The sequence below is a fragment of the Shinella sp. S4-D37 genome (genome assembly GCF_040812195.1).
In the GTDB taxonomy this organism is placed as follows: domain Bacteria; phylum Pseudomonadota; class Alphaproteobacteria; order Rhizobiales; family Rhizobiaceae; genus Shinella.
Genome location: NZ_JBFNXL010000005.1, coordinates 2557320 through 2580848, shown reverse-complemented (window position 1 = coordinate 2580848; position 23529 = coordinate 2557320). Strand labels below are relative to the sequence as shown.

Genomic DNA, 23529 nt, shown 5'->3' with positions numbered 1-23529 from the left:
GGGAGGCGGCCGGCATTGTCCTTCCCTGCCTTTGGGGCTTGCAGGGATTCATGTCGACGAAACTGTCTCACCTTGGCAATGACGAGGCCGATCCGACGGCGCGATTGATGTCCGCCAGCCAGCGCCTCATCTGCGAGGCGGCGCGGCTCTTCCCGCTCGCCTCCGGGCAGGACGAGCGCACCTTCTGGCTGGAAGCCATGATCGACGAGGTGCCGGACTACCTCTATTTCAAGGACAGGAACAGCCGCTTCGTCGTCGCCAACCGGGCGATCGTCAACGACAACCGCCGCGAGGGGCTGGACGGCCTGGAAGGCCTCTCGGATTTCGATATCCACCCCGAACATGTCGCGCGCGGCTTCTTCGAGATCGAGCAGGAGATCGTCTGCACCGGCCGGCCCATGCTGGACATGGAGGAACTGGTCCGCGATTCCACCGGCCGGCTCAAGTGGCTGCTCACCTCGAAGCTGCCGGTGCGCAATCGCGAGGGTGAGGTGATCGGCATCGTCGGCATCGCGCGCGACATCACCGAGCGCAAGCGCTCCGAGAGCCTGCATGTCGGCCAGGCGCATCTGCTCAAGATGATCGCGCTCGGCGCGCCGCTGCCCGATGTCTTCTCCGCGCTGATCCTGCTGATCGAGGCGCATGTGCCGGATGTCCTCGGCTCCATCCTGACGCTCGCGCCCGACGGCAGGCGCATGCTCAGCGGCGCCGCCCCCAATCTCGATCCCGCCTATTGCAAGCTGATCGACGGCATCGAGATCGGCCCGAAGGTCGGCTCCTGCGGCACGGCGATGTGGCGCGCCGAGCCCGTCATCGTCTCCGACATCCAGGCCGATCCGCTGTGGGAGGACTTCAAGGCCTTCGTCGCGCCCTACGGCTTCCGCGCCTGCTGGTCCGCGCCCATCCAGTCCTACCAGGGCAAGGTGCTGGGCTCCTTCGCGCTCTATTCGCGCAAGACCGGCGAACCCAGCCCCGAATGCATGAAGCTCGTCGGCATGGCGACGCACATCGCCGGCATCGCCATCGAGCGCAAGGAGGCGGAAGACAGCATCCAGTTCATGGCCCATCACGACACGCTGACGGGCCTGCCGAACCGCAGCATGCTGGACGAGCGCGTCGCCTCGGCCATCGAGGCGGCGGACGAGCGCGGCGGCTCGATGACGCTCGCCTTCCTCGACCTCGACAATTTCAAGCTGGTCAACGACAGCCTCGGCCACCATGCCGGCGACGAACTGCTGAAGATCGTCGCGGCGCGCATGCTGCAATGCGTGTGGGCGAGCGACAGCATCGTGCGGCTGGGCGGCGACGAGTTCGTCGTGCTCATCAACGGCGAGATGCGCAAGGGCGAGAGCGTGGAGGACCGGCTGCGCGCCGTGCGCGAGGCGGTGGCCGAGCCCGTGCTCATCGAGGGCCGCTCGTTCCAGATCACCTGCAGCATGGGCGTCGCCGCCTATCCCGAGCACGGCCGCAACGCGACGGAGCTGATGGCCCGCGCCGATGCGGCCATGTACCGGGCCAAGGAGATCGGCCGCGACGCCATGCAGGTCTTCACCGCCGAGCTTGCCAACCGGGCGCACGAGAAGCTGGAGCGCCAGGAGGAACTGCGCCGCGCGCTCGCCCAGGGCGAGCTCTTCCTGCAATACCAGCCGCAGATGGATCTTGCGACCGGCCGCATCTTCGCCGTCGAGGCGCTGATCCGCTGGCGCCATCCCGAGCGCGGGCTGATCGGCCCGGGCGATTTCATCCCGCTCGCCGAGGAGACCGGGCTTATCGGCCCGATCGGCGACTGGACCCTGCACGCCGCCTGCCGGCAGAACAAGGCCTGGCAGGAAAGCGGCCTGCCGGCCATCGTCGTCAGCGTCAACGTGTCGGCCCGCCAGTTCCAGGAGAAGGACTGGGTCGAGCGCGTCGCCGCCGCCCTTGCCGAAAGCGGGCTGGAGGCGCGCTATCTCGAACTGGAACTCACCGAAAGCCTGATCATGCAGGACGTGCAGCAGGCGGTGGAGACCATGCACCGCCTCGAAACGCTCGGCGTGCACCTTGCCATCGACGATTTCGGCACCGGCTATTCCAGCCTTTCCTCGCTGAAGCGCTTTCCCGTCGGCCGCCTCAAGATCGACCGCTCCTTCGTGCAGGACCTGCCCGACGACGGCGACGACGCGGCCATCGCCCGCGCCATCATCTCGCTCGCCCATACGCTGCAATTGCGGGTGATCGCCGAGGGCGTGGAGACGCGCGAGCAGATCGACTTCCTGCGCGAGGCCGGCTGCGACGAGATCCAGGGCTACTACCTCTCCCGCCCCATCGACGCACGCGCCCTCCAGGCGATCCTCTGCATTCCCAATCTCTGAAAATCCCTGCCGTCCGGGCATTTTTCTCTCTTGACAAGGCTATGTTGATATCAACAGTGAATGCCATGCCTGACGATGCCCTGATTCCCTACGAGACGACCCTTTTCGTGCGCGACCATTGCCTGTGCCTGCATGCGCAGCGCGCGGCGCGGGCGCTGGCCCGGCGTTTCGACGATGCGCTTCGCCCCCTCGGCCTCACCAACGGCCAGTTCTCGCTGCTGATGGCGCTGAACCGGCCGGAGCCGCCGCCGATGGGCCCGGTCGCCGCCGTGCTCGCCATGGACCGCACGACGCTGACGGCCGCCCTGAAGCCGCTGGAGCGTCGCGGCCTCGTCGCCGTCGAGGCCGACCCGCGCGACCGGCGCGGCCGGCTGCTGCGCCTGACGGGCGAGGGCCGCCGCCGCCTGACGGCCGCCTTCCCGGTCTGGAAGGAGACGCACGAGAAGGTCGACCGCCAGCTCGCCGCCGTCGACATGGCCACGCTGCGCGCCGGCATGCTGGCGATCGCCTGAGCGGACGCAGGGCAGCCGCGAACGGTCGCCACTGGCAGAGCGCGCGAAAGCCACTATCTTTTCCGCCATGAAGCCAGACCAGCTCCTCCATCCGGCGCCCGCCGGCCTCTATTGCCCCGCCGGCGATTTCTACATAGATCCCGTCCGCCCCGTGGCAAGGGCGCTGATCACCCACGGCCATTCCGACCATGCAAGGGCCGGCCACGGCGCCGTGCTGGCGACGCGCGAGACGCTCGACATCATGGAGATCCGCTACGGCGCGGATTTCTGCGGCACGCGGCAGGCGGCCGCCTTCGGCGAGCGCATCGATCTTTCCGGCGTCACGGTCTCCTTCCACCCCGCCGGCCATGTGCTCGGCTCGGCGCAGATCGCCGTGGAGAAGGCGGGCCTCACCATCGTCGCCTCCGGCGACTACAAGCGCGGCGCGGACCCCACCGTGGTCCCCTACGAGCCGGTGCCCTGCGACGTCTTCATCACCGAGGCGACCTTCGGCCTGCCGGTCTTCCACCACCCCGAGCCGAAGGGCGAGATGGGCAAGCTGCTGACCTCGCTCCGCCAGTTCCCCGAGCGCAGCCATCTGCTCGGCGCCTATTCGCTCGGCAAGGCGCAGCGCGTCATCCGCCTGCTGCGCGATTGCGGCTACGATGCGCCGGTCTATATCCACGGTTCGCTCGCCCGCCTGTGCGACTACTATGTCAGCCGCGGCATCGCGCTCGGCGACCTGCGATCGGCGACGACCGAGGGAAGCCGGCCGGCCGATTTCCGCGGCGCCGTCGTTGTCGGCCCGCCCTCGGCCTTCGCCGACCGCTGGGCGCGCCGCTTCAACGAACCGCTCGTTGCCTTCGCCTCCGGCTGGATGATGGTGCGCCAGCGGGCGAAACAGGGCGGCGTCGAGCTGCCGCTCGTCATCTCCGACCATTGCGACTGGCCGGAACTGACCGAGACGATCCGCGAACTCGCGCCGCGCGAGGTCTGGGTGACGCATGGCCGCGAGGAGGCGCTGATGCGCTGGTGCGAGCTTGCCGGCATCCCGGCTAGGCCGCTGCATCTCGTGGGCTATGAGGACGAGGGGGATTGAGGGTGGAAACGGTTCGTCCTTCGCCGGGTCCGTCTTCGGGGCCGCAACACCCCCCTCTGCCCTGCCGGGCAGAGGGGGGTGCCGCAGGCCCGTCGCATGCAGGCGGAGGACTCTACCGATGAAAGCCTTCGCCACGCTCCTCGATCGCCTCGTCCTCACCCCCTCGCGGGGCGGCAAGCTGACGCTGCTCGCCGACTATTTCCGCGATACGCCCGATCCCGACCGCGGCTATGGCCTTGCCGCCATCGCCGGCACGCTGGACCTGAAGAGCGTCAAGCCGGCGCTGCTTCGCGAGCTCGTGCTGGAGCGCATGGACGAGGTGCTGTTCCGCTATTCCTACGACTATGTCGGGGACCTTGCCGAAACCATCGCGCTCGTCTGGGACCAGGAGCGCAAGGAGCGCGTGCCGGACGACACGCAGCCGCGGCTCGGCGCCGTCGTCGCGCGCATGAACGCGCTCGGCCGCACGGAGGTGCGCGGCGCGGTGCGCGATCTCCTCGACCGGCTCGATCCCTCCACGCGCTTCGCCTTCCTGAAGCTTGCGACCGGCGGCCTGCGCATCGGCGTCTCCGCCCGCCTCGCCAAGCAGGCGCTCGCCGATTTCTCCGGCGGCCGGGACGTCACGGAGATCGAGACGCTGTGGCACGGGCTCTCGCCGCCCTACGAGCCGCTCTTCGCCTGGCTGGAGGGAAGGGCGGAGCGCCCGGTGCTCGCCACCCCCGCCATCTTCCATTCCGTCATGCTCGCCAATCCGGTGGGCGAGGGGGATCTCGACGCGCTCGACCCGGCCGATTTCGCCGCCGAATGGAAATGGGACGGCATTCGCGTGCAGCTTTCGGCCGCCGGCAGCACGCGCCGCCTCTATTCCCGCTCCGGCGACGACATCTCCGCCGCCTTCCCGGATGTGCTGGCGGCGATCGACTTCGAAGGGGTGGTGGACGGCGAACTGCTCGTCGGCGGCACCGCGCGCACGAACAGCCCGACGCGCACCTTCTCCGATCTCCAGCAGCGCCTCAACCGCAAGACCGTCACCGCGCGCATGCTGGAGGATTTTCCCGCCTTCGTGCGCGCCTATGACCTCCTCTTCGAGGGCGACAGGGACGTGCGTCCCGAAGGATTTTCCGACCGCCGCGCCCGTCTCGGCCACCTCATCGAAAAGGCGCCGCACGACCGTTTCGACCTGTCGCCGCTGGTCCCCTTTGCCTCCTGGGAGGAGCTGGAGCAAATCCGCCGCGATCCGCCCGACCCGGTCATCGAGGGAGTGATGCTCAAGCGGCGCGACAGCCCCTACCAGGCCGGCCGCATGAAGGGCCCGTGGTTCAAGTGGAAGCGCGATCCGTTCAACATCGATGCCGTCATGATGTATGCCCAGCGCGGCCACGGCAAGCGCTCGAGCTACTATTCCGACTTCACCTTCGGCGTGTGGACCGACGGCCCGGACGGCCCGATGCTGGTGCCCGTCGGCAAGGCCTATTTCGGCTTCACCGACGCCGAGCTCGACGTGCTCGACCGCTTCGTGCGCAACAACACGACCGACCGCTTCGGCCCCGTGCGCGCCGTTCGGGCCGAGCCCGGCTACGGCTTCGTGCTGGAGGTCGCCTTCGAGGGCATCAACCGCTCCACCCGCCACAAATCCGGCGTCGCCATGCGCTTCCCCCGCATCGCCCGCCTGCGCCAGGACAAGCTGCCCGCCGACGCCGACCGGCTGGAGACGCTGATGGCGATGGTGGAAGCGAAGGAGGCCTGAAGCCGTATCCGAAAGGGAGCCTCCGAAGCTCGATTGCCTTCTAGTCGCCTATAGGCTACCTTTTCATCCATGATCATCAAGGAAGCGCCTGCATTTACGAAATGGCTCTGAGAGACGCAAACGCCCATGCCCGGATCGTCCGCCGGGTTCAGCGTTTGCAGCAAGGCAATCCCGGCCAGGTGAAGGATGTCGGGCGAGGCGTGTCGGAACTGAAGATCGATTGTGGACCGGGCTATCGCGTCTATTTCGCTCAACGCGGCCCGGTCCTGATCCTTTTGCTTTGCGGCGGCGATAAATCGACGCAACGCCGCGATATCAAGCGGGCGATCGAGATCGCCGCGCAATGGAGTGAATGAGATGGCCAAGACGAAGATCGCTGACCTGCCCACCTTCGACGCGGCGGCGCACCTGGATACGCCGGAGCGGCAGGCGGCCTATATCGCGGCGGTTCTCGAAGAGGGCGATATGGCGGAAATCCGCGATGCCATCGGAACGGTTGCGCGCGCGCGCGGCATGGCGGAAATCGCCGCGGCTGCGAACCTCAATCCGAAGAGCATCTATCGTGCGCTCGGCAGCAGTGGAAATCCCGAATTCGCCACCGTTTTCAAGGTTCTTTCCGCCATGGGATACACGCTGACGATCAAACGGCAGGACGCGGCATAGGCGCTCAAAGCCCCAGCGCCGAAAGATCGGGTCCGAGCGGCACGATGCCGTTCGGGTTCAGCGACTTTACCGAATAGTAACCGTGCTTGATATGGTCGATGCTGACCGTATCGCGCACGCCCGTGAGGTCGAGAACGCGCTTCGTATAGGCCGAGAGCGCCGGATAGTCGGCAAGCCGTCGCAGGTTGCACTTGAAGAGGCCGTAATAGGCGGCGTCGAAGCGGACGAGGGTGACGAAGAGGCGGATGTCGGCTTCCGTGAAGGCCGTGCCGGTGAGAAACGGCCCGCCGGCGGCAAGGCGCGCCTCCAGCTCGTCCAGCATCGAAAAGACGCCGTGGAAGGCTTCTTCATAGGCGACCTGCGTGGTGGCGAAGCCGGCGCGGTAGACGCCGTTGTTGAGCGCGGGATAGATGCGTTCGTTGAGCGCGTCGATCTCGCCGCGCAGGGCCTCCGGGTAGAGGTCGACGCTCTCGTCCGCCAGCGCGCCGAAGCCGCTGTTCAGCATGCGCACGATATCGGCGGATTCGTTGTTGACGATCGTCTTCGATCTCTTGTCCCAGAGCACCGGAACGGTGGCGCGGCCGGTGAAGGCGGGGTCGGCGCGGGTATAGAGCTCGTGCATGTAGGTCGCGCCGTTGAGGGCGTCGCGGTTCGCGCCCGGATAGTCGCCGAAGCGCCAGCCCCGGTCGGTCAGCACCGGCTCGACGACGGAGACGGAGATCGCGTCCTGAAGCCCCTTCAGCCGGCGGGCGATCAGCGTGCGCGAGGCCCAGGGGCAGATCAGCGCGACATAGAGCTGGTAGCGCCCGGCCTCGGCGGCAAAGCCGCCTTCGCCCGTCGGGCCGGCGGTGCCGTCGGGCGTCACCCAGTTGCGGAAGCTCGAAACCTGGCGCACGAAGCCGCCCTTGGCATCCTTTGCCTGGACGGGCTGCCAGTCTTCCGTCCATTCGCCGTTGACGAGCATCGCATCACCTCATTCCGGTTGAACCTGCCCTTCGGCATAACGCCCGTGCGCGAAAACGGCAACTCGCCGGGCGGTTGACACAGCGTTCACAAAGTGGCCGGGCGGTGACAGGAGCGGCGAAAAGGCGGCGCGCAAGCCTGAGGCCAGCCGCGATTGCCACAATTGCGGCAGGGTTATGGACCTAATTTGCCGTTCGTTAGTTAGTGATTCAGCCTCTCGCCCCATTCTACGCTTCCGCATAACGGATTTTGACGATCTCCATGACCGATACCGCGCTCTCCCGCCGCCGCTTCCTGCAGTTTTCCGGGCTCGCCATGGCGAGCGGCCTTGCCGGCTGCACCTCCTCGATGAACACGGACCGGTTCCGCGACGAGACCCGGCCCTATTTCCGCAATCCCGCGCTGGAGGGCAGGCCGGAATATATCGACGGCCGGCAGCCGACGAGCCTCTACGGCCAGACCCCGCCCTCGGGCCTCCTGCCGGAATCCTCCCGTTACGCGGCGATCTACGGACAGGTCTTCGACGGCGGCTACCAGGTGCCGGCGGTGCCCTACCAGCAGATCGACGCGCGCTACTATCGCCAGGAGGTCGAAAGCCCGTTCGGCGAGCGGCCGGGCACGATCATCGTCGATACGGGCAACCGCTTCCTCTATCTCATCCTGCCGAACGGCCGCGCCATGCGCTACGGCGTCGGCATCGGCCGGCAGGGCTTTTCCTGGTCGGGCCGCGGCGTCATCCAGTGGAAGCAGGCCTGGCCGAAATGGACGCCGCCGGACGAGATGGTCTCGCGCCAGCCGGAACTGGTGAAATATTCCGCGTCCAACGGCGGTATGCCCGGCGGCCTCAACAATCCGCTCGGCGCGCGCGCGCTCTACATCTTCCAGAACGGCCAGGACACGCTCTACCGCCTGCACGGCTCGCCGGAATGGAAATCCATCGGCAAGGCCGTCTCCTCCGGCTGCGTGCGCATGCTCAACCAGGATGTGATGGATCTCTACGACCGCGTGAAGGGCAAGGCGCCGATCCTGGTGATCTGAGCGCAAACCGTCTCCCGCCAACCTCTCTTCCGCAAACCTCTCTTTCGTCATGGTCGGGTCAGGCCCGACCATGACGGAGGAGAGGTTTGCGGGCCTTTACAGGTCGGGTCTAATCCGCCGTTGGCGAAATCAGGTGCGCGCCGTCGATCCGCGGCAGGTCGCCCGAAGAGACGGCCTTGCCGCCCTCCATGCGCACCTTGCCTTCGGCAACGAGCCGCAGCGCCAGCGGATAGCTCCGGTGCTCCACCGTCAGCACCCGTGCGGCGAGCGTGTCTGATGTATCGTCCGGCAGCACCGGCACGGCGGCCTGCACGATGGCCGGACCTTCGTCCATGCCCTCGGTCACGAAATGCACCGTGCAGCCGGCGATGCGCATGCCCGCGTCGAGGGCGCGCCGGTGCGTGTCGAGGCCCGGAAAGAGCGGCAGCAGGGATGGGTGGATGTTGAGGATGCGGCCTTCATAGCGGCTGACGAAGGCGCCGGAGATGAGGCGCATGTAGCCGGCAAGGCAGATGAGATCGGGCGAGAGCGCGTCGAGCGCTTCGAGGATGGCCGCCTCATGGGCCTCCTTGCTGGCGAAATCCTTGCGCAGGAAGGCGCGGGCCGGAATGCCGAGCGCTTCCGCTTTGGCAAGCCCGCCGGCCTCCGCCTTGTCGGAGAAGACGGCGACGATCTCCGCCGGGAAATCCGGGTCCTCCGCGGCCTTCGCCAAAGCCAGCATGTTGGAGCCGCCGCCGGAGATGAAGACGACGACGCGCTTGCGGGATCGGCTCATAGGGCGAGCGTGCCCTTGTAGATCGTGCCGGCGGCGCCCTCTTCGCGCGCGACCATGCGGCCGAGGCGGAAGACGCTTTCGCCCTCGCGGGTGAGGACAGCGGCAACCTCGTCGGCCTTGTCGGCCGGCACCACGGCGATCATGCCGACGCCGCAGTTGAAGGTGCGCAGCATTTCCGTCGCCGCCACGCCGCCGGTCTTGGCGAGCCAGGAGAAGACGGCCGGCGCCTTGACGGCGGCAAGGTCGATCTCGGCGGCAAGATGCTTCGGCAGCACGCGCGGAATGTTTTCCGGGAAGCCGCCGCCGGTGATGTGCGCCAGTGCCTTGATCGACCCCGTCTCGCGGATCGCCTTCAGGAGCGGCTTCACATAGATCTTCGTCGGCGCCAGCAGCGCCTCGCCGAGGCTCTTCGCAGCGTCGAACGGGGCAGGCGCGCCCCAGGCGAGGCCCGAGAGCGTGACGATCTTGCGCACCAGCGAATAGCCGTTGGAATGGACGCCCGAGGAGGCAAGGCCGAGGATGACGTCGCCCTCGGCGATGTCGCCGGCGGGCAGCAGCTGGCCGCGTTCGGCCGCGCCGACGGCAAAGCCGGCAAGGTCGTAGTCGCCATGCGAATACATGCCCGGCATTTCCGCCGTCTCGCCGCCGATAAGCGCGCAGCCGGCCTGCCGGCAGCCTTCGGCGATGCCCTCGACGATGGCCGCGCCCTGGTCGGGGTCGAGCTTGCCGGTGGCGAAATAGTCGAGGAAGAAGAGGGGTTCCGCGCCCTGCACCACGAGGTCGTTGACGCACATGGCGACGAGGTCGATGCCGACCGTGTCGTGGCGGTCCGCGTCGATGGCGATCTTCAGCTTGGTGCCGACGCCGTCATTGGCGGCGACCAGCACCGGATCCTTGAAGCCGGCGGCCTTCAGGTCGAACAGGCCGCCGAAGCCGCCGATCTCGCCGTCCGCGCCCGGGCGGCGCGTCGAGCGCACGGCCGGCTTGATCTTCTCCACCATCAGGTTGCCCGCGTCGATGTCGACGCCCGCATCGCTATAGGTCAGACCGTTCTTTCCCGACTGGCTCATGGCTCTCGTCTCCGGCTTGAGGCCTCTCGCGGCCTGCTTGGGGCTTGTCGCGCCCGATTGGCATGGCGGGGGATGAAGTGCAAGCGGAATGCCGGGAATGCGGGGATTTTTTCACCGGTTTGCGAATGAAAGCGGGCCGCAAACTCGTCCGCACAATGGGGAAACCGAGGAAAACCCTGCGGCATTACCCGGTTGCCCCGCCGAGCCTTGACCTTTCTTGCCCCCGCATCCTATCTCCTCATGCGATACGGCGAAACACGAGGAAGAAACGCGATGGCAGCCCATATCAGCGGCGCGGGACTGAAGCGGCAGGTGGTCTTCTGGCTCATCGCGCTCGGCTTCCTCCTCCTCTTCCTCCTGGTGTTCAGCGATATCCTGCTGCCCTTCATCGCCGGCATGGCGCTCGCCTATTTCCTCGATCCGGTGGCCGACCGGCTGGAGCGCATCGGCCTCAGCCGCCTGATGGCGACGGTGGTCATCCTCGTCGCCTTCGTCATCCTCTTCGCGCTGTCCTTGATGATCGTCATCCCGCTGCTCGCCACGCAGGCGGCGGATTTCCTGGAGAAGCTGCCGGGCTACGTCACCCAGTTGCAGGAGCTGGTGGCGAGCTTCAACCCCGATCTCCTGCCCACCTGGATCAGCAGCCAGATGGGCACGATCAAGCAGAGCTTCTCCTCCATCCTCGCCGAAGGCGCGGGCTTCCTCGGCACGGTGTTCAAGCAGCTGTGGAACTCCGGCATGGCGCTGGTCAACATCGTCTCGCTGTTCGTCATCACGCCCGTCGTCGCCTTCTATCTCCTGCTCGACTGGGACCGCATGATCGCCAAGGTGGACAGCTGGGTGCCGCGCGACCATGTCGCAAACGTGCGCCAGATCGCCGCCGAGATGGATGCCGCGATCGCCGGCTTCGTGCGCGGGCAGGGCTCCATCTGCATCATCCTCGGCCTGTTCTACGGCATCGGGCTCTCCTTCGCCGGACTCAATTTCGGCCTGCTGATCGGCCTCTTCGCCGGCCTCATCAGCTTTATCCCCTATGTCGGCTCGCTGGTCGGGCTGGTGCTGGCGGTGGGCGTCGCCGTCGTGCAGTTCTGGCCGGATTACTGGATGGTCGTGCTGGTCGCCGTCATCTTCTTCGCCGGCCAGTTCGTCGAGGGCAACATCCTGCAGCCCAAGCTCGTCGGCTCGCGCGTCGGCCTGCATCCGGTCTGGCTGATGTTCGCGCTGGTCGCCTTCGGCGCGCTGTTTGGCTTCGTCGGCCTGATGATCGCCGTGCCGGCCGCCGCCGCCGTCGGCGTGCTTGTCCGCTTCGGCCTCAAGCGCTACCTTGACAGCGATCTTTACTACGGGGCGAGCAAGCCCGTCCTGCTCGAAGAGAGCACGCCGGAAGAATGAACGGCAGCATATAGTATCCGAGTAGCACCATGACCTCGCGCAAGACCGCCGAACAGTTGCCGCTGGCCTTCGGGCACGACCCCGCGACGGGCCGGGAGGACCTGCTCGTCGCCGCGCCGGTCGATGCCGCCGTGGCGATGATCGACGCCTGGCCGCACTGGCCCTCGCCGGTGGTCGTCATCGCCGGGCCGGTCGGCTCGGGAAAGTCGCATCTCGCCGCCATCTGGCGCGAGCGGACGGGGGCGCAGATCATCGAGGCGAAGGCGGGCAGGGGCGCCGAACAGGCCGCGGAACGCGGGCCCGTGCTCATAGAGGACGCCGACCGCGCCGGCTTCGACGACCGCACGCTCTTCCACATCATCAACAATGTGCGCCAGAACGGCCATACGCTGATGATCACCAGCCGGCTCTGGCCGATGTCCTGGCCGGTCGAGCTGGCGGACCTGCGCTCGCGCCTGAAGGCGGCCACGGTGGTGGAGATCGGCGAGCCGGACGACGAACTGCTCTCGCAGGTCATCATAAAGCTCTTCGCCGACCGCCAGCTCTTCGTGGACGATCGGCTCGTCGCCTATATCGTCGCGCGCATGGAACGCTCGCTGGAGGCCGCCCAGACCCTCGTCGAGCGCCTCGACCGGCTGGCGCTCGCCCGCGGCAGCCGCATCACCCGCACGCTGGCGCAGGAGGTGCTGGGAGAAATGGTCGGCGGGGAGGAGTAGAGGGCGTATCCCGTGGCATCCCCCTCTGCCCGTAAATTCCACCTCCCCGGATTGACTGTCACAGTTCCGTCGTCAAACTGGGATAGGAGCCGGGTGACGGTCAAACGGGCGGAATGCGAAATGGATACAGCGACTTCGGACCTCTCTCAGGAAAAGCCCGCCGGCCGTGCGGCCCCGGAGGGCGTGACGGTCGACGTCGACGCCCTGATGGCAAGCCCCGAACGCTTCATCAACCGCGAATTCTCGTGGCTGCAGTTCAATCGCCGCGTCCTTGAAGAGACGCTGAACACCGCCCATCCGCTCTTGGAGCGCGTGCGCTTCCTGTCGATCTCGGCGGGCAATCTCGACGAGTTCTTCATGGTGCGCGTCGCCGGCCTCGAAGGCCAGGTGCGCCAGGGCGTCGGCATCCGCAGCCCCGACGGCAAGACCGCGGCCGAACAGCTCGACGATATCCTCAAGGAGATCGACAATCTCCAGATGGAGCAGCAGGCCTCGCTCGCCGTGCTCCAGCAATATCTCGCCAAGGAGGATATCCTCATCGTCAGGCCGACGGCGCTGTCCAGCGAGGACAAGGTCTGGCTGCAGCAGGAATTCACCCAGTCGATCTTCCCGGTCCTGACGCCGCTGTCGATCGACCCGGCCCACCCGTTCCCCTTCATCCCCAACCTCGGCTTCTCGATCGGCCTGCAACTGGAAAGCACGACGGGCAAGGAGCCGATGACGGCGCTGCTCCGCCTGCCGGTCGCGCTCGACCGCTTCATCCGCCTGCCCGATGCCAAGGGCGCGATCCGCTACATCACGCTGGAAGACGCCGTCGGCCTCTTCATCGGCAGGCTCTTTCCCGGCTACATCGTGCGCGGCTCGGGCACCTTCCGCATCATCCGCGACAGCGATATCGAAGTGGAGGAAGAGGCCGAAGACCTCGTGCGCTTCTTCGAGACGGCGCTGAAGCGCCGCCGCCGCGGCTCGGTGATCCGCATCGAGACCGATTCGGAAATGCCCGATACGCTGCGCCGCTTCGTCGTCGGCGAGCTGAACGTGCCCGACAACCGCGTCGCCGTCCTGCCCGGCCTGCTTGCCCTCAACACGCTGTCGGAAATCGCCAAGGCGCCGCGCAACGACCTGAGGTTCGAGCCCTACAATGCCCGATTTCCCGAGCGCGTCCGCGAGCACGCCGGAGACTGCTTCGCCGCCATCCGCGAAAAGGACATGGTCGTCCACCACCCCTACGAAAGCTTCGACGTGGTGGTCCAGTTCCTTCTCCAGGCTGCGCGCGATCCTGACGTCCTGGCGATAAAGCAGACGCTCTACCGCACCTCCAACGACAGCCCCATCGTGCGCGCGCTGATCGACGCGGCCGAGGCCGGCAAGTCGGTGACGGCGCTGGTGGAACTGAAGGCCCGCTTCGACGAGGAGGCGAACATCCGCTGGGCGCGCGACCTGGAGCGCGCCGGCGTGCAGGTCGTCTTCGGCTTCATCGAACTGAAGACCCATTCCAAGATGTCGATGGTCGTGCGCCGCGAGGAGGGCAGGCTTCGCACCTACTGCCATCTCGGCACCGGCAACTACCACCCGGTCACGGCGAAGATCTACACGGACCTGTCCTTCTTCACCTGCAACCCGACCATCGCCAGCGACATGGCGAACATCTTCAACTTCATCACCGGCTACGGCGAGCCGGAAGCCGGCATGAAGCTCGCCTTCTCGCCCTATACGCTACGCCCGCGCATCCTGCGCCACATCGAGGAGGAGATCGCCCACGCCAAGAACGGCGCGCCGGCGGCGATCTGGATGAAGATGAACTCGCTGGTCGATCCCGAGATCATCGACGCGCTCTACCGCGCGAGCCAGGCGGGCGTGGAGATCGACCTCGTCGTGCGCGGCATCTGCTGCCTGCGCCCGCAGGTTTCCGGCCTTTCCGACAACATCCATGTGAAATCCATCGTCGGGCGCTTCCTCGAACATTCCCGCATCTTCTGCTTCGGCAACGGCCACGGGCTTCCCTCGGACAAGGCGCTGGTCTATATAAGCTCCGCGGACATGATGCCGCGCAACCTGGACCGGCGAGTCGAGACACTCGTGCCCTTGATCAACCGGACGGTGCATGAGCAGGTTCTCTCGCAGATCATGCTGGGCAATCTCATCGATAACCAGCAGAGCTACGAGATTCTTGCGGACGGAACGTCCCGGCGCATGGAAGTGCAGCCCGGCGCCGAGCCGTTCAACGCTCAGCACTACTTCATGACCAATCCCAGCCTGTCGGGCCGGGGTGAGGCCCTGAAGTCCTCGGCACCCAAGGCGATCGCGGGCTGGAAAGGCCGGCGGAAGAAGTAAACTGGATATGCATGGTTGAGTCTGAAGCCCAGGGGCGTTTGCCTGGAATTGCCCCGGTGTCAGTCGTGGATATCGGTTCCAACTCGATTCGCCTCGTCATCTACGAGGGCATGAGCCGTTCGCCGGCCATCCTGTTCAACGAGAAGGTCATGTGCGGCCTCGGCAAGGGGCTCGCCAAGACCGGCCGCATGGACCCGGCGAGCGTCGAGCGGGCGCTGGCCGCCCTCCACCGCTTCAAGGCGCTCTCCTGGCAGGCGCGCGCCTCCACCATGTTCGCGCTGGCGACCGCCGCCGCGCGCGAGGCGCAGAACGGCCCCGATTTCATCCACCAGGCGGAAATGATCCTCCGCCAGAAGGTCCGCGTGCTGACCGGCGAGGAGGAGGCCTATTTCTCCGCGCTTGGCATCGTCAGCGGCTTTCACGATCCCGACGGCATCGTCGGCGACCTCGGCGGCGGCTCGCTGGAGCTGATCGACGTGGCGGGCGCCATGATCGACAAGGGCATCACGCTGCCGCTCGGCGGCATCCGGCTTTCGGAATCCTCCGGCGGCTCGCCCGCCCAGGCGCGCATCGTCGCGCGCAAGTACCTGCGCACCGCCAACCTCCTGAAGAACGGCACCGGCCGCGCCTTCTACGCCGTCGGCGGCACCTGGCGCGCCATCGGGGCGCTGCATATGGAGGTGCAGAGCTATCCGCTGCACATGATCCAGGGCTACGAACTCGGCTTTTCCGACGCCATGGACTTTTTGACCGATATCGTGACGGCGAAGGACCAGAAGGACGCCGCCTATGCGACGATCTCCAAGGGCCGCCGCAACCTCTTGCCCTTCGGCGCCGTCGCGCTGCAGGAGACGATCGCCATCATGAAGCCCTCGCGGGTCTTCTTCTCCGCCCAGGGCGTGCGCGAGGGCTTTCTCTATTCGCTGCTGCCGGACCGGGAGAAGGCGCGCGACCCGCTCATCGCCGCCGCAGGCGAACTCGCCATCCTGCGCGCCCGCTCGCCGGAGCATGCGCGCGAGCTTGCCGAATGGACCGGCCGCATGATGCCGCTCTTCGGCATCGTCGAGACGCAGGAGGAGCGCCGCTACCGCGAGGCCGCCTGCCTGCTCGCCGATATCAGCTGGCGCGCCCATCCCGATTACCGCGGTCTTCAGGCGCTGAACCTCATCGCCCACGGCACCTTCATCGGCATCACCCATCCCGGCCGCGCCTTCATCGCGCTCAGCAACTACTATCGCTTCGAAGGGCTCAACGACGACGCCGTCAGCAGTTCGCTGGCCGGTATCGCCACGCCCCGGCTGCGCGAACTTGCCAAGCTCGTCGGCGGCCTGCTGCGCGTCGTCTACCTGTTCTCCGCCTCCATGCCCGGCGTCGTGCCGCAGCTCGGCTTCCGCAAGGCGGCCGGGTCGGATGTCGACCTCGAATTCGTCGTGCCCGCCGATTGTTCGGAACTTGCCGGCGAACGGCTCGACGGCCGCCTGCAGCAGCTTGCCAGGCTGACCGGCAGGAAGCTCGCCTTCCGGTTCCTGTGAGGCCGGTCATGAGAGGCGCACTCCTTCTCGCCGCCCTGCTCTTTGCCGCAAGCGCGTCCGCGCAGGACTGGCAGGCGGTGGAGCGCGTCGAGCCCTACGACGTCACGGGATCGACCGGCCTCGACATCTACCGGTCGATCGGCGCGCGCGGCCCGAAGCTGGGCGTCGCCCGCGTCATCGCCCATACCGGCTTCAAGCTGACCTGGACGCGCAAATACGAGCGCCATGGCTATGCCTGCACCATCACGGTCAACCGGCCGAAGCTGATCATCACCTACACGCTGCCTCGCCTGAAGACCAAGCTTTCCGGCCCGCTGAAGAGCCGCTGGGACGCCTTCATCGCCGGCGTGACCGCCCATGAGAAGGTGCACGGCGATTTCATCAGGGACATGGTGAGGGAGATCGAGGCGGCAAGCGTCGGCATGACCGTCGAGAACGACCCGACCTGCCGCAAGATCCGCCCGCAGCTCCAGGCCAAACTCGGCGAACTTTCCGACGCCCAGCGCGCCCGCAGCCGCGCCTTCGACGCGGTCGAACTGACCGACGGCGGCAACGTGCACCGGCTTATCCTGCAGTTGGTCGATCCCCGCTGAACGGCCTGTTGCCAGGCACCCGTTTTTAGCGCAGTCTCAAGTAGCGTTGCTGAAAACGCTTGGGAGTTCGGCGCGGCGCCTCCCATCGTCAATCGGGAGGGGATGGGCATGGGGACCATAACGTCGAACTACAGCGCGAAGCTCGATGGAAAGACGAGTGTCAAGGTTGGCGAGGATACGTATGCCTGGAATGAAAGGCAGCAACTTTACGCGATCGATATCCTGTCGGATTTCGAAGGCCCCACGCTGACAGCCCGCCTGACGCTGACCGGCAAATCCTGGTTCCTCGACCACATCCACTTCGGCGACAGGATAGACGCGGTCATCGACGACAAGGCGACGGGAACGGCAGACAGCGGCCTCGTGACCATCGGGGTGATTTCCGCGCGGGGACTGGGGACGAACACCATCACCTTGAGGAACGCGGAGGCGGATGTCATCCGCGGCGGCCAGGGACGCGAGAACGTGAGCGTCGGCTACTGGGTCGCCCAGATATATCTCGGCACCGGCGACGACAAGGTGTCCCTGACGGGGGCCGGCGAAGTCGGCAGCATCGATCTCGGGCGCGGCAACGACGTGGTGAAGACCGCCAGCGGCCTGCTCGGCACGGTCTATGCCGGCAGGCAGTCCGATACCGTTCTGCTCGGCAAGGGCGGGGCCGATTTCATCGATCTCGGCCGCGACGCCGATACCGTCAAGCTCAGCATGCTGGCCGACAAGGGGCAGGCCGTGGTGCTGAGCGGCGGCGAAGGCGTTTCGTCATCGACGGACAAGGATTCCGACACCGTCGATTTCTCCGCCTTCTCCAGCAAGCTGACCGTCGATCTCAACGGCCAGGCCACCGTGAAGAGCGGGCACGGCAATTTCTACATCCGCAACTTCGAGAACGCCTTCGGCGGTAGCGGCAAGGACGTGCTCGTCGCCAATACGGACGCCAATCTCCTCAAGGGCAACGGCGGCGCGGACCATTTCGTCTTCAAGTCGGCGAAGGCCGCGGCGGGCGACACGATCCTCGATTTCTCCCGGTCGCAGAAGGACAAGATCGATCTCGGCGCTATGGACGCCAGCACGAAGAGCGGCGGCGACCAGGATTTCACCTTCATCGGCACCGCCGGGTTCCACAAGAAGGCCGGCGAATTGCGCTACGAGAAGAAGGGCGGCGACACGCTCGTCCACGGCGACGTGAACGGCGATGGCAAGGCGGATTTTTCCTTTACCATCGACGCCAGCCTCAGCCTCAAGGCGAGCGACTTCATCCTTTGATCGCGGCTTTCGCGGGAGGGCGAGGGGATCCGGGAACCAGACGGACTCCGGGTTTCTCTGTTTTCGTTTGTCTTTTCGGAAAGCCGGTTCCCGCTTTTCCCTGACAAACTCCAGACGGTGAGCGCCGCGAAGCGCCCGGGCGTCGTGCCGCAGCTCGCCTTCCGGTTCCTGTGAGGCCCGGTGTGCTCCTCCTTGCCGCCCTGCTTTTTGCCGCAAGCGCGTCCGCGCAGGACTGGCAGGCGGTGGAGCGCGTCGAGCCCTACGACGTCACGGGATCGGCAGGCCTTGGCATCTATCGGTCGATCGGCGCGCGCGGCCCGAAACTCGGAGAACTTTCCGACGCCCAGCGCGCCCGCAGCCGCGCCTTCGACGCGGTCGAACTGACCGACGGCGGCAACGTGCACCGGCTCGTGCTCGGACTGGTTGATTCGAAGTAGGAAAACGCCTCCCTGTTGTCTTGTCCGGCGGCTTCCGCTAGCTTCCCGGGCATCGAGCCAGGAATGCATTTGCGGGGAGGATGGATATGGCGATTTTCAAGACGAAGGCATTCGGGGGAGCCGGTGTCGAGTTCGCGGCGCTCGATATCGAGGCGCTTGCCGGCTACGATTTCTGGAGGGCGACGTCCAAGTCGGTCAGGCTCTACGACAATGCCGAGAACTACACGCTCTTCAGCGGCAGCGGCCTCAAGTTCAAGCAGTCGGGCAGCGCGCTCACGGATGTCACCGCCGGAACGGTCAACGGGCTGGACGTCGTGGTGAGCGGCACGAAGATGCTCTCCGTCACCCACCTCTCGCTCAAGGCCGCGAAGATCTACGATTATTTCGACGCCAACGATGCCAGGGGCGCACTGGACTATCTCCTGTCCGGCAACGACACGATCAGCGGCACGAAATATGCCGACGCGCTTTTCGGCGGTGCCGGCAGGGACACGATCAATGGCGGCGCGGGCAAGGATACGCTGAAGGGTGACGCCGGCAACGACAAGCTCTACGGCGGTGCCGGCAAGGACACGCTCCATGGCGGTTCGGGCGCCGACACCTTCGTCTTCAAGTCGCTCAAGGATTCGACCGTTGCCGCCTCCGGCCGCGACACGATCAAGGATTTTTCGCACAAGGCCGGCGACACGGTCGACCTGAAGGCGATCGACGCCAGCACGAAATCCAGCGGCAACCAGGCCTTCAAGTTCATCGAAGATGACGCCTTCCACAAGAAGGCCGGCGAATTGCGCTACGAGAAGACGGGCGGCAAGACCCTCGTCGAGGGCGACGTCAACGGGGACGGCAAGGCCGACTTCTCGATCCTCTTCAATGCGAAGATCGATTTCGCGAAGGGTGACTTCATCCTCTGAAGGTCCCTTCTCGCGGGCGCGTGAATGCGGCGCGCGCGAAATCTCTACAGTTCAACCGCTTCGATCTTCCTGTCGACGAAGCGTAGCGCCACCTTGCCGCCGATGAGGTGGAGGGCCGTCTCGCCGAAAAGCTCGCGGCGCCAGCCGGAGAGCGCGGCGACCTCGGCCGTCTCGCCATCGGCGGCGATCTTTTCCAGGTCGTCGCTGTTGGCGATGATCTTGGCCGCGACGCCTTCCTTCTCCGAGACGATCTTCAAAAGCACCTTCAGCATTTCGCTGGCGGCGGCGGCGCCCTCCGGCACATGGGTCTGGCGCGGCAGGCGCGGCAGGTCGGCCTTCGGGATGGCGAGCGCCTCGTTGATCGCCTCCAGGAGGGCCGCGCCCGATTGCGAGCGCTCCCAGCCCTTGGGAATGGTGCGCAGGCGCCCCAGCGCCTCGGCGTCGGCCGGCTGCTGCTGGGCGATCTCGTAGATCGTGTCGTCCTTCAGGATGCGCGAGCGCGGCACGTTGCGGCCTCGCGCCTCGCGCTCGCGCCAGGCGGCGACCTTCTGCAGCACGGCCAGCTCGACCGGCTTCTTGACGCGCATCTTCAGCCGCCGCCAGGCGTCGTCCGGATGCAGGTCGTAGGTCTCGCGCGATTCCAGCACCGCCATTTCCTCGGTCAGCCACAGCGAGCGGCCGGCGGCCTCCAGCTTCTCCTTGAGCGCGAGATAGACGTCGCGCAGATGCGTGACGTCGGCCAGCGCGTATTCGAGCTGCTTTTCGCTGAGCGGGCGGCGGCTCCAGTCGGTGAAGCGCGAGGACTTGTCGATATGCACGCTTTTGATCTTCTGGACGAGCTGGTCGTAGGACACGCTGTCGCCGAAGCCGCAGACCATGGCGGCGACCTGGGTGTCGAAGATCGGATGCGGGATGAGGTCGCCGCGGTTGACGATGATCTCGATGTCCTGCCGGGCGGCGTGGAACACCTTCAGCACCGCCGGGTTCGCCATCAGGGCGAAGAAGGGGGCAAGGTCGAGCCCCTTGGCGAGCGGATCGACGATCACCTCGGTCTCGGGGCCCGCGAGCTGGATCAGGCAGAGTTCCGGCCAGAAGGTGGTTTCCCGCAGGAACTCCGTGTCGATGGTCAGATACTCGGAACGGGCGAGTGTCTCACAGGCTTCGGCAAGGGCCGCGGTGGTCTCGATGATCTGCATGGGGGCTCGGGCGGACTTTCTCGTTTTGGATCGGGCAGCTTTAGACGTTCCACGGTTTTGCCACAATCGAAAACTTGAGCGGGAGGGGCAAGGCACGCCCTCTCCTGCGTCATCCTCGGGCCCGACCCGAGGATCCACAGCCGCAGGGCAGGGCCTTTCGGCCGTCCTCACGTCACCCGCACATAGCTCGTCATGCCGGTCTTCTGGTGCTCGATGATGTGGCAATGGAACACCCAGTCGCCCGGATTGTCGGCGACGAGGGCGAGCTGCACCTTCTCGTCCGGCAGGATGAGGTAGGTGTCGGAGAAATGCGGGCGGAGCGCCTGCTTGCTGGAATTCATCGGCCGGAAGACGAGGCCGTGCAGGTGGAGGGGGTGGACCTGCGGCGTCGGGTTCTCGACGTTGAGGATATAGGTCCTGCCCGCCTTCATCTCGGCGAGGGGGGCGGTGGGGTCGCCCGTGTCGTCCGCCCACGGCACCTTGTTGATGGCCCAGAAATTGTAGCCGAGCGAGCCGCAGATGCCGTCCTTCGGCCGTTCCTCCGCCGAGGCGCTGAGGACGAAGGGGATCTCGGTGGCGGCGGAAAGGTCCGGCTCGGGCAGCGGATTTTGCGCAAGCGGCGGCAGGTCGCGAACATCGCGCTTCAGCGAGGTGCCGGTGGCGCGGAAGGTGGCGAGCGCCGCAGGCTTGGTGCCGCGCAGGTCCTTCAGCGCCGCGACGGCGCCCTCCGCGTCGGGCATGCGCAGCGCGAGGTCGAGCCGCTGGCCGGGGCCGATCATCAGGTGGTCGAGCGTAAAGCGCGTCCCTGCCGGGTTGCCGTCGAGGGCGATGACGGTCGCCTCCGCGCCCTCCACCTGGAGCGCGAGGATGCGGGTGACGTCGGTCGCGGCAAGGCGCAGGCGCACGAGGCCGCCGGCCGGCGCGTCGTATTGCGGCGCCTGGCGCCAGTTGGCGGTGCGCACCGTGCCGAAGGTGCCGGCGCGGGCGGCGTCGCGTGGCTTGAACTGCGCGATGAACTGGCCGTCGCCGCCGAGCCGCCAGTCGCGCAGGTTGAGCACGATCTCGGCGTCGAAGACGGGATCTGCCGGGTCCTCCACGACGATGAGGCCGGCAAGGCCGCGGCCCATCTGCGTGAGCGTGTTGCAATGGGGGTGATACCAGAAGGTGCCGGCATCGGGCGGGGTGAAGGCATAGTCGAACCCGTCGCCGCCATAGACATAGGGCTGGGTCAGGAAGGGCACGCCGTCCATCGCATTGTCGATGCGCAGCCCGTGCCAGTGGATCGTCGTCGGCTCGTCGAGCCGGTTGTCGAGGCGCAGCGCAAAAGCCTCGCCGCGCCGCATGCGCAGCACCGGCGGCACTTCCGCATCGCCATAGGTCATGACGCCCTTCGTCGGGCCCTTGTCGGTGAGCATCGCCTCGCCGGGGCGGGCGACAAGCGTCGTCGCCGCGTGCGCTCTCGCCGGCCCGCCGAAGCGGCCCGCAAGGCCGACGCCGCCGGCATAGGCCCCGGCGACGAGTGCGCCCTTCATCAGCGTGCGGCGTGTCAGCATGGCGGTCCCTCCGGTGCGTCCCCTCGCTTCTAAACCTGAGCGCAGGGCTCAGCAATAAGCCGTGCCCGACCAGATCGCCGCAGGCTCACGTCTCGCCGTTGCGGTCCTTGTCGGCGAGCTTGTTGAAGAAGAAGGAGGTGCGCAAGAGGTTGCGGAAGCGGCTGCGCCGTTTCCCGGCGGGCACGCCGGGGCGCGCGCCCATGCGCAGCGCCGTATAGGCCATGAAGGCGACGAGGACGACGGCGGTGTAGAAGAACAGCGCCTGCGGGCCGAAGAACTGCAGCAGCACGGAGGCGAAGAGCGGGCCGATGATCGCCCCGCAGGACCAGAAGAACAGCATGCCGGCGGAAACCAGCGCGTGCTCGCCCTCGCCCGCATGGTCGTTGGCATGGGCCGAGCAGAGCGAATAGAGCGGCATGGCGAAGGCGCCGAAGACGAAGATGCCGACGAGGTTCTTCCATTCGTCGCTGCCGGCGAGGAAGGCGAGGTAGAGCGCGGCGAGCGCCGAGCCGAGCGTGGCGACGAGGATGATCAGGCGCCGGTCGAGCCGGTCGGAATAGAGGCCGAGCGGATATTGCAGCACCACGCCGCCGACGATGCCGGCGCTCATGAAGCTGGCGATCGCCGTCACCGTCAGGCCGATGTCATGGGCGTAGATCGGCCCGAGATTGCGGAAGGCGGCATTGGTGAGGCCGACGACGATGCAGCCGACGGTGGCGAGCGGCGAGATGTTCCAGAGCTTCTTCACGTCGAAGCGGATCGCTTCGGGCACCGTCGGGCTGGAACGGTCGGCCAGCGAGATCGGCACCAGCGACAGCGACAGCGCCATGGTGACGACGGCGAACAGCTCGAAGCCGCCGATGCCGATGCCGGGAATGGCATATTGCGCGGCGGTGACGGAGCCGAGGTCGACGACGCGGTAGATGGAGAGCGTGCGCGCCCGGTTGGAATTGGTGACCGCGGCGTTCAGCCAGCTTTCCACGGTGGCGAAGAGGCTGGCGAAGCAGATGCCGGAGACGAGCCGCATGGCGAACCAGAAGACCGGGTCGATGACCAGCAGCATGGCGATCGCCGAGGCCGAGGCGATGGCCGCCATGGCCGAGAAGGTGCGGATATGGCCGATGGCGCGCAGCATGCGCGTCACATAGATGCAGCCGATGGCGAAGCCGACGGAATAGCCCGCGCCGATAATGCCGATCACCGGGGTGGAGAACCCCTCGTGCGAGGCGCGCAGCGCGATGAACGTGCCCTGCAGTCCGTTCCCCCCGATCAGGATGCCTGCGGTGACGAGAAGGGGAATCAGGGGGCGAATCGTGGACATGCGGCCACTATGGCGAAGGATTTGGTGAATGGGAGAGGGAAAGCGGAGCGGGGGCTGAAATGTAGGGCTTGCACCGCGACCGCA

21 protein-coding genes are annotated in these 23529 nt (G+C 66.6%); 15 read left to right on the top strand and 6 right to left on the bottom strand.

What is annotated here, in order from left to right:
• Positions 1-50: 50 nt before the first annotated feature.
• The 6 genes from AB3G45_RS20160 (at position 51) to AB3G45_RS20135 (ending at position 6351) form a co-directional block, all read left to right on the top strand.
• Positions 51-2351, top strand: a complete 2301-nt coding sequence (locus AB3G45_RS20160; RefSeq protein ID WP_367832232.1) for an EAL domain-containing protein — start codon at positions 51-53, stop codon at positions 2349-2351.
• Between the two features lie 65 nt (positions 2352-2416).
• Positions 2417-2863: a MarR family winged helix-turn-helix transcriptional regulator gene (locus AB3G45_RS20155; RefSeq protein ID WP_367832231.1), complete on the top strand. Its 447-nt coding sequence runs from the start codon at positions 2417-2419 to the stop codon at positions 2861-2863.
• Between the two features lie 67 nt (positions 2864-2930).
• The gene (locus tag AB3G45_RS20150; protein ID WP_367832230.1) at positions 2931-3941 is read left to right on the top strand and encodes a ligase-associated DNA damage response exonuclease; all 1011 of its coding nucleotides are present in this window, start codon (positions 2931-2933) and stop codon (positions 3939-3941) included.
• 118 nt (positions 3942-4059) lie between these two features.
• Entirely contained in the window at positions 4060-5688 is a 1629-nt protein-coding gene (locus tag AB3G45_RS20145; RefSeq protein ID WP_367832229.1) for a cisplatin damage response ATP-dependent DNA ligase, read from the top strand.
• Positions 5689-5789: 101 nt separating this feature from the next.
• Positions 5790-6044, top strand: a complete 255-nt coding sequence (locus tag AB3G45_RS20140; protein WP_367832228.1) for a type II toxin-antitoxin system RelE/ParE family toxin — start codon at positions 5790-5792, stop codon at positions 6042-6044.
• Position 6045: 1 nt separating this feature from the next.
• The gene (locus AB3G45_RS20135) at positions 6046-6351 is read left to right on the top strand and encodes an addiction module antidote protein (RefSeq protein WP_367832227.1); all 306 of its coding nucleotides are present in this window, start codon (positions 6046-6048) and stop codon (positions 6349-6351) included.
• Positions 6352-6355: 4 nt separating this feature from the next.
• Here the strand turns inward: AB3G45_RS20135 and AB3G45_RS20130 are convergent, their stop codons facing one another.
• Complete coding sequence (locus AB3G45_RS20130; protein WP_367832226.1) at positions 6356-7315, bottom strand: glutathione S-transferase family protein; 960 nt, start codon at positions 7313-7315, stop codon at positions 6356-6358.
• 260 nt (positions 7316-7575) lie between these two features.
• On the opposite strand from AB3G45_RS20130, the gene AB3G45_RS20125 reads away from it, so the two are divergent.
• Entirely contained in the window at positions 7576-8352 is a 777-nt protein-coding gene (locus AB3G45_RS20125; protein ID WP_367832225.1) for a L,D-transpeptidase, read from the top strand.
• Between the two features lie 109 nt (positions 8353-8461).
• Here the strand turns inward: AB3G45_RS20125 and purN are convergent, their stop codons facing one another.
• Both purN and purM read right to left on the bottom strand, forming a co-directional pair.
• Positions 8462-9127: a phosphoribosylglycinamide formyltransferase gene (purN, locus tag AB3G45_RS20120; RefSeq protein WP_367832224.1), complete on the bottom strand. Its 666-nt coding sequence runs from the start codon at positions 9125-9127 to the stop codon at positions 8462-8464.
• Positions 9124-10197, bottom strand: coding sequence for a phosphoribosylformylglycinamidine cyclo-ligase (gene purM, locus AB3G45_RS20115; protein ID WP_367832223.1), 1074 nt, complete (start codon positions 10195-10197; stop codon positions 9124-9126). Before purM ends, purN begins: the two co-directional genes overlap by 4 nt.
• Before the next feature lie 273 nt (positions 10198-10470).
• Here purM and AB3G45_RS20110 point away from each other — a divergent pair, with 273 nt between their 5' ends.
• The 8 genes from AB3G45_RS20110 (at position 10471) to AB3G45_RS20075 (ending at position 19375) form a co-directional block, all read left to right on the top strand.
• A complete protein-coding gene (locus AB3G45_RS20110; protein ID WP_367832222.1) occupies positions 10471-11589 on the top strand; it encodes an AI-2E family transporter in 1119 nt (372 codons plus the stop codon).
• A gap of 29 nt (positions 11590-11618) precedes the next feature.
• Positions 11619-12305 (top strand): DnaA regulatory inactivator HdaA, encoded by a 687-nt coding sequence (gene hdaA, locus AB3G45_RS20105; RefSeq protein WP_367832221.1) that lies wholly within the window; start codon positions 11619-11621, stop codon positions 12303-12305.
• A gap of 120 nt (positions 12306-12425) precedes the next feature.
• Positions 12426-14639, top strand: coding sequence for an RNA degradosome polyphosphate kinase (locus AB3G45_RS20100; protein ID WP_367832220.1), 2214 nt, complete (start codon positions 12426-12428; stop codon positions 14637-14639).
• Positions 14640-14650: 11 nt separating this feature from the next.
• The gene (locus AB3G45_RS20095; RefSeq protein ID WP_367832219.1) at positions 14651-16171 is read left to right on the top strand and encodes a Ppx/GppA family phosphatase; all 1521 of its coding nucleotides are present in this window, start codon (positions 14651-14653) and stop codon (positions 16169-16171) included.
• A gap of 8 nt (positions 16172-16179) precedes the next feature.
• Positions 16180-16764: a DUF922 domain-containing Zn-dependent protease gene (locus tag AB3G45_RS20090; protein WP_367832218.1), complete on the top strand. Its 585-nt coding sequence runs from the start codon at positions 16180-16182 to the stop codon at positions 16762-16764.
• Between the two features lie 108 nt (positions 16765-16872).
• Complete coding sequence (locus tag AB3G45_RS20085; protein ID WP_367832217.1) at positions 16873-18027, top strand: M10 family metallopeptidase C-terminal domain-containing protein; 1155 nt, start codon at positions 16873-16875, stop codon at positions 18025-18027.
• Between the two features lie 182 nt (positions 18028-18209).
• Positions 18210-18464: a hypothetical protein gene (locus tag AB3G45_RS20080; protein ID WP_367832216.1), complete on the top strand. Its 255-nt coding sequence runs from the start codon at positions 18210-18212 to the stop codon at positions 18462-18464.
• 86 nt (positions 18465-18550) lie between these two features.
• The gene (locus AB3G45_RS20075) at positions 18551-19375 is read left to right on the top strand and encodes a hypothetical protein (protein ID WP_367832215.1); all 825 of its coding nucleotides are present in this window, start codon (positions 18551-18553) and stop codon (positions 19373-19375) included.
• A gap of 44 nt (positions 19376-19419) precedes the next feature.
• Here AB3G45_RS20075 and rnd read toward each other — a convergent pair whose 3' ends face one another.
• The 3 genes from rnd to AB3G45_RS20060 form a co-directional block, all read right to left on the bottom strand.
• Complete coding sequence (gene rnd, locus AB3G45_RS20070) at positions 19420-20565, bottom strand: ribonuclease D (protein ID WP_367833630.1); 1146 nt, start codon at positions 20563-20565, stop codon at positions 19420-19422.
• Between the two features lie 173 nt (positions 20566-20738).
• Positions 20739-22124: a multicopper oxidase family protein gene (locus AB3G45_RS20065; RefSeq protein WP_367832214.1), complete on the bottom strand. Its 1386-nt coding sequence runs from the start codon at positions 22122-22124 to the stop codon at positions 20739-20741.
• Positions 22125-22209: 85 nt separating this feature from the next.
• Positions 22210-23445, bottom strand: a complete 1236-nt coding sequence (locus AB3G45_RS20060) for an MFS transporter (protein ID WP_367832213.1) — start codon at positions 23443-23445, stop codon at positions 22210-22212.
• Between the last annotated feature and the right edge of the window lie 84 nt (positions 23446-23529).

Excerpts from the sequence above, each read along its gene's own strand:
- AB3G45_RS20160 (WP_367832232.1), top strand. The coding sequence starts at position 51 with ATGTCGACGAAACTGTCTCACCTTGGCAATGACGAGGCCGATCCGACG.
- AB3G45_RS20155 (WP_367832231.1), top strand. The coding sequence starts at position 2,417 with ATGCCTGACGATGCCCTGATTCCCTACGAGACGACCCTTTTCGTGCGC.
- AB3G45_RS20150 (WP_367832230.1), top strand. The coding sequence starts at position 2,931 with ATGAAGCCAGACCAGCTCCTCCATCCGGCGCCCGCCGGCCTCTATTGC.
- AB3G45_RS20145 (WP_367832229.1), top strand. The coding sequence starts at position 4,060 with ATGAAAGCCTTCGCCACGCTCCTCGATCGCCTCGTCCTCACCCCCTCG.
- AB3G45_RS20140 (WP_367832228.1), top strand. The coding sequence starts at position 5,790 with ATGGCTCTGAGAGACGCAAACGCCCATGCCCGGATCGTCCGCCGGGTT.
- AB3G45_RS20135 (WP_367832227.1), top strand. The coding sequence starts at position 6,046 with ATGGCCAAGACGAAGATCGCTGACCTGCCCACCTTCGACGCGGCGGCG.
- AB3G45_RS20130 (WP_367832226.1), bottom strand. The coding sequence starts at position 7,315 with ATGCTCGTCAACGGCGAATGGACGGAAGACTGGCAGCCCGTCCAGGCA.
- AB3G45_RS20125 (WP_367832225.1), top strand. The coding sequence starts at position 7,576 with ATGACCGATACCGCGCTCTCCCGCCGCCGCTTCCTGCAGTTTTCCGGG.
- purN (WP_367832224.1), bottom strand. The coding sequence starts at position 9,127 with ATGAGCCGATCCCGCAAGCGCGTCGTCGTCTTCATCTCCGGCGGCGGC.
- purM (WP_367832223.1), bottom strand. The coding sequence starts at position 10,197 with ATGAGCCAGTCGGGAAAGAACGGTCTGACCTATAGCGATGCGGGCGTC.
- AB3G45_RS20110 (WP_367832222.1), top strand. The coding sequence starts at position 10,471 with ATGGCAGCCCATATCAGCGGCGCGGGACTGAAGCGGCAGGTGGTCTTC.
- hdaA (WP_367832221.1), top strand. The coding sequence starts at position 11,619 with ATGACCTCGCGCAAGACCGCCGAACAGTTGCCGCTGGCCTTCGGGCAC.
- AB3G45_RS20100 (WP_367832220.1), top strand. The coding sequence starts at position 12,426 with ATGGATACAGCGACTTCGGACCTCTCTCAGGAAAAGCCCGCCGGCCGT.
- AB3G45_RS20095 (WP_367832219.1), top strand. The coding sequence starts at position 14,651 with ATGGTTGAGTCTGAAGCCCAGGGGCGTTTGCCTGGAATTGCCCCGGTG.
- AB3G45_RS20090 (WP_367832218.1), top strand. The coding sequence starts at position 16,180 with ATGAGAGGCGCACTCCTTCTCGCCGCCCTGCTCTTTGCCGCAAGCGCG.
- AB3G45_RS20085 (WP_367832217.1), top strand. The coding sequence starts at position 16,873 with ATGGGGACCATAACGTCGAACTACAGCGCGAAGCTCGATGGAAAGACG.
- AB3G45_RS20075 (WP_367832215.1), top strand. The coding sequence starts at position 18,551 with ATGGCGATTTTCAAGACGAAGGCATTCGGGGGAGCCGGTGTCGAGTTC.
- AB3G45_RS20065 (WP_367832214.1), bottom strand. The coding sequence starts at position 22,124 with ATGCTGACACGCCGCACGCTGATGAAGGGCGCACTCGTCGCCGGGGCC.
- AB3G45_RS20060 (WP_367832213.1), bottom strand. The coding sequence starts at position 23,445 with ATGTCCACGATTCGCCCCCTGATTCCCCTTCTCGTCACCGCAGGCATC.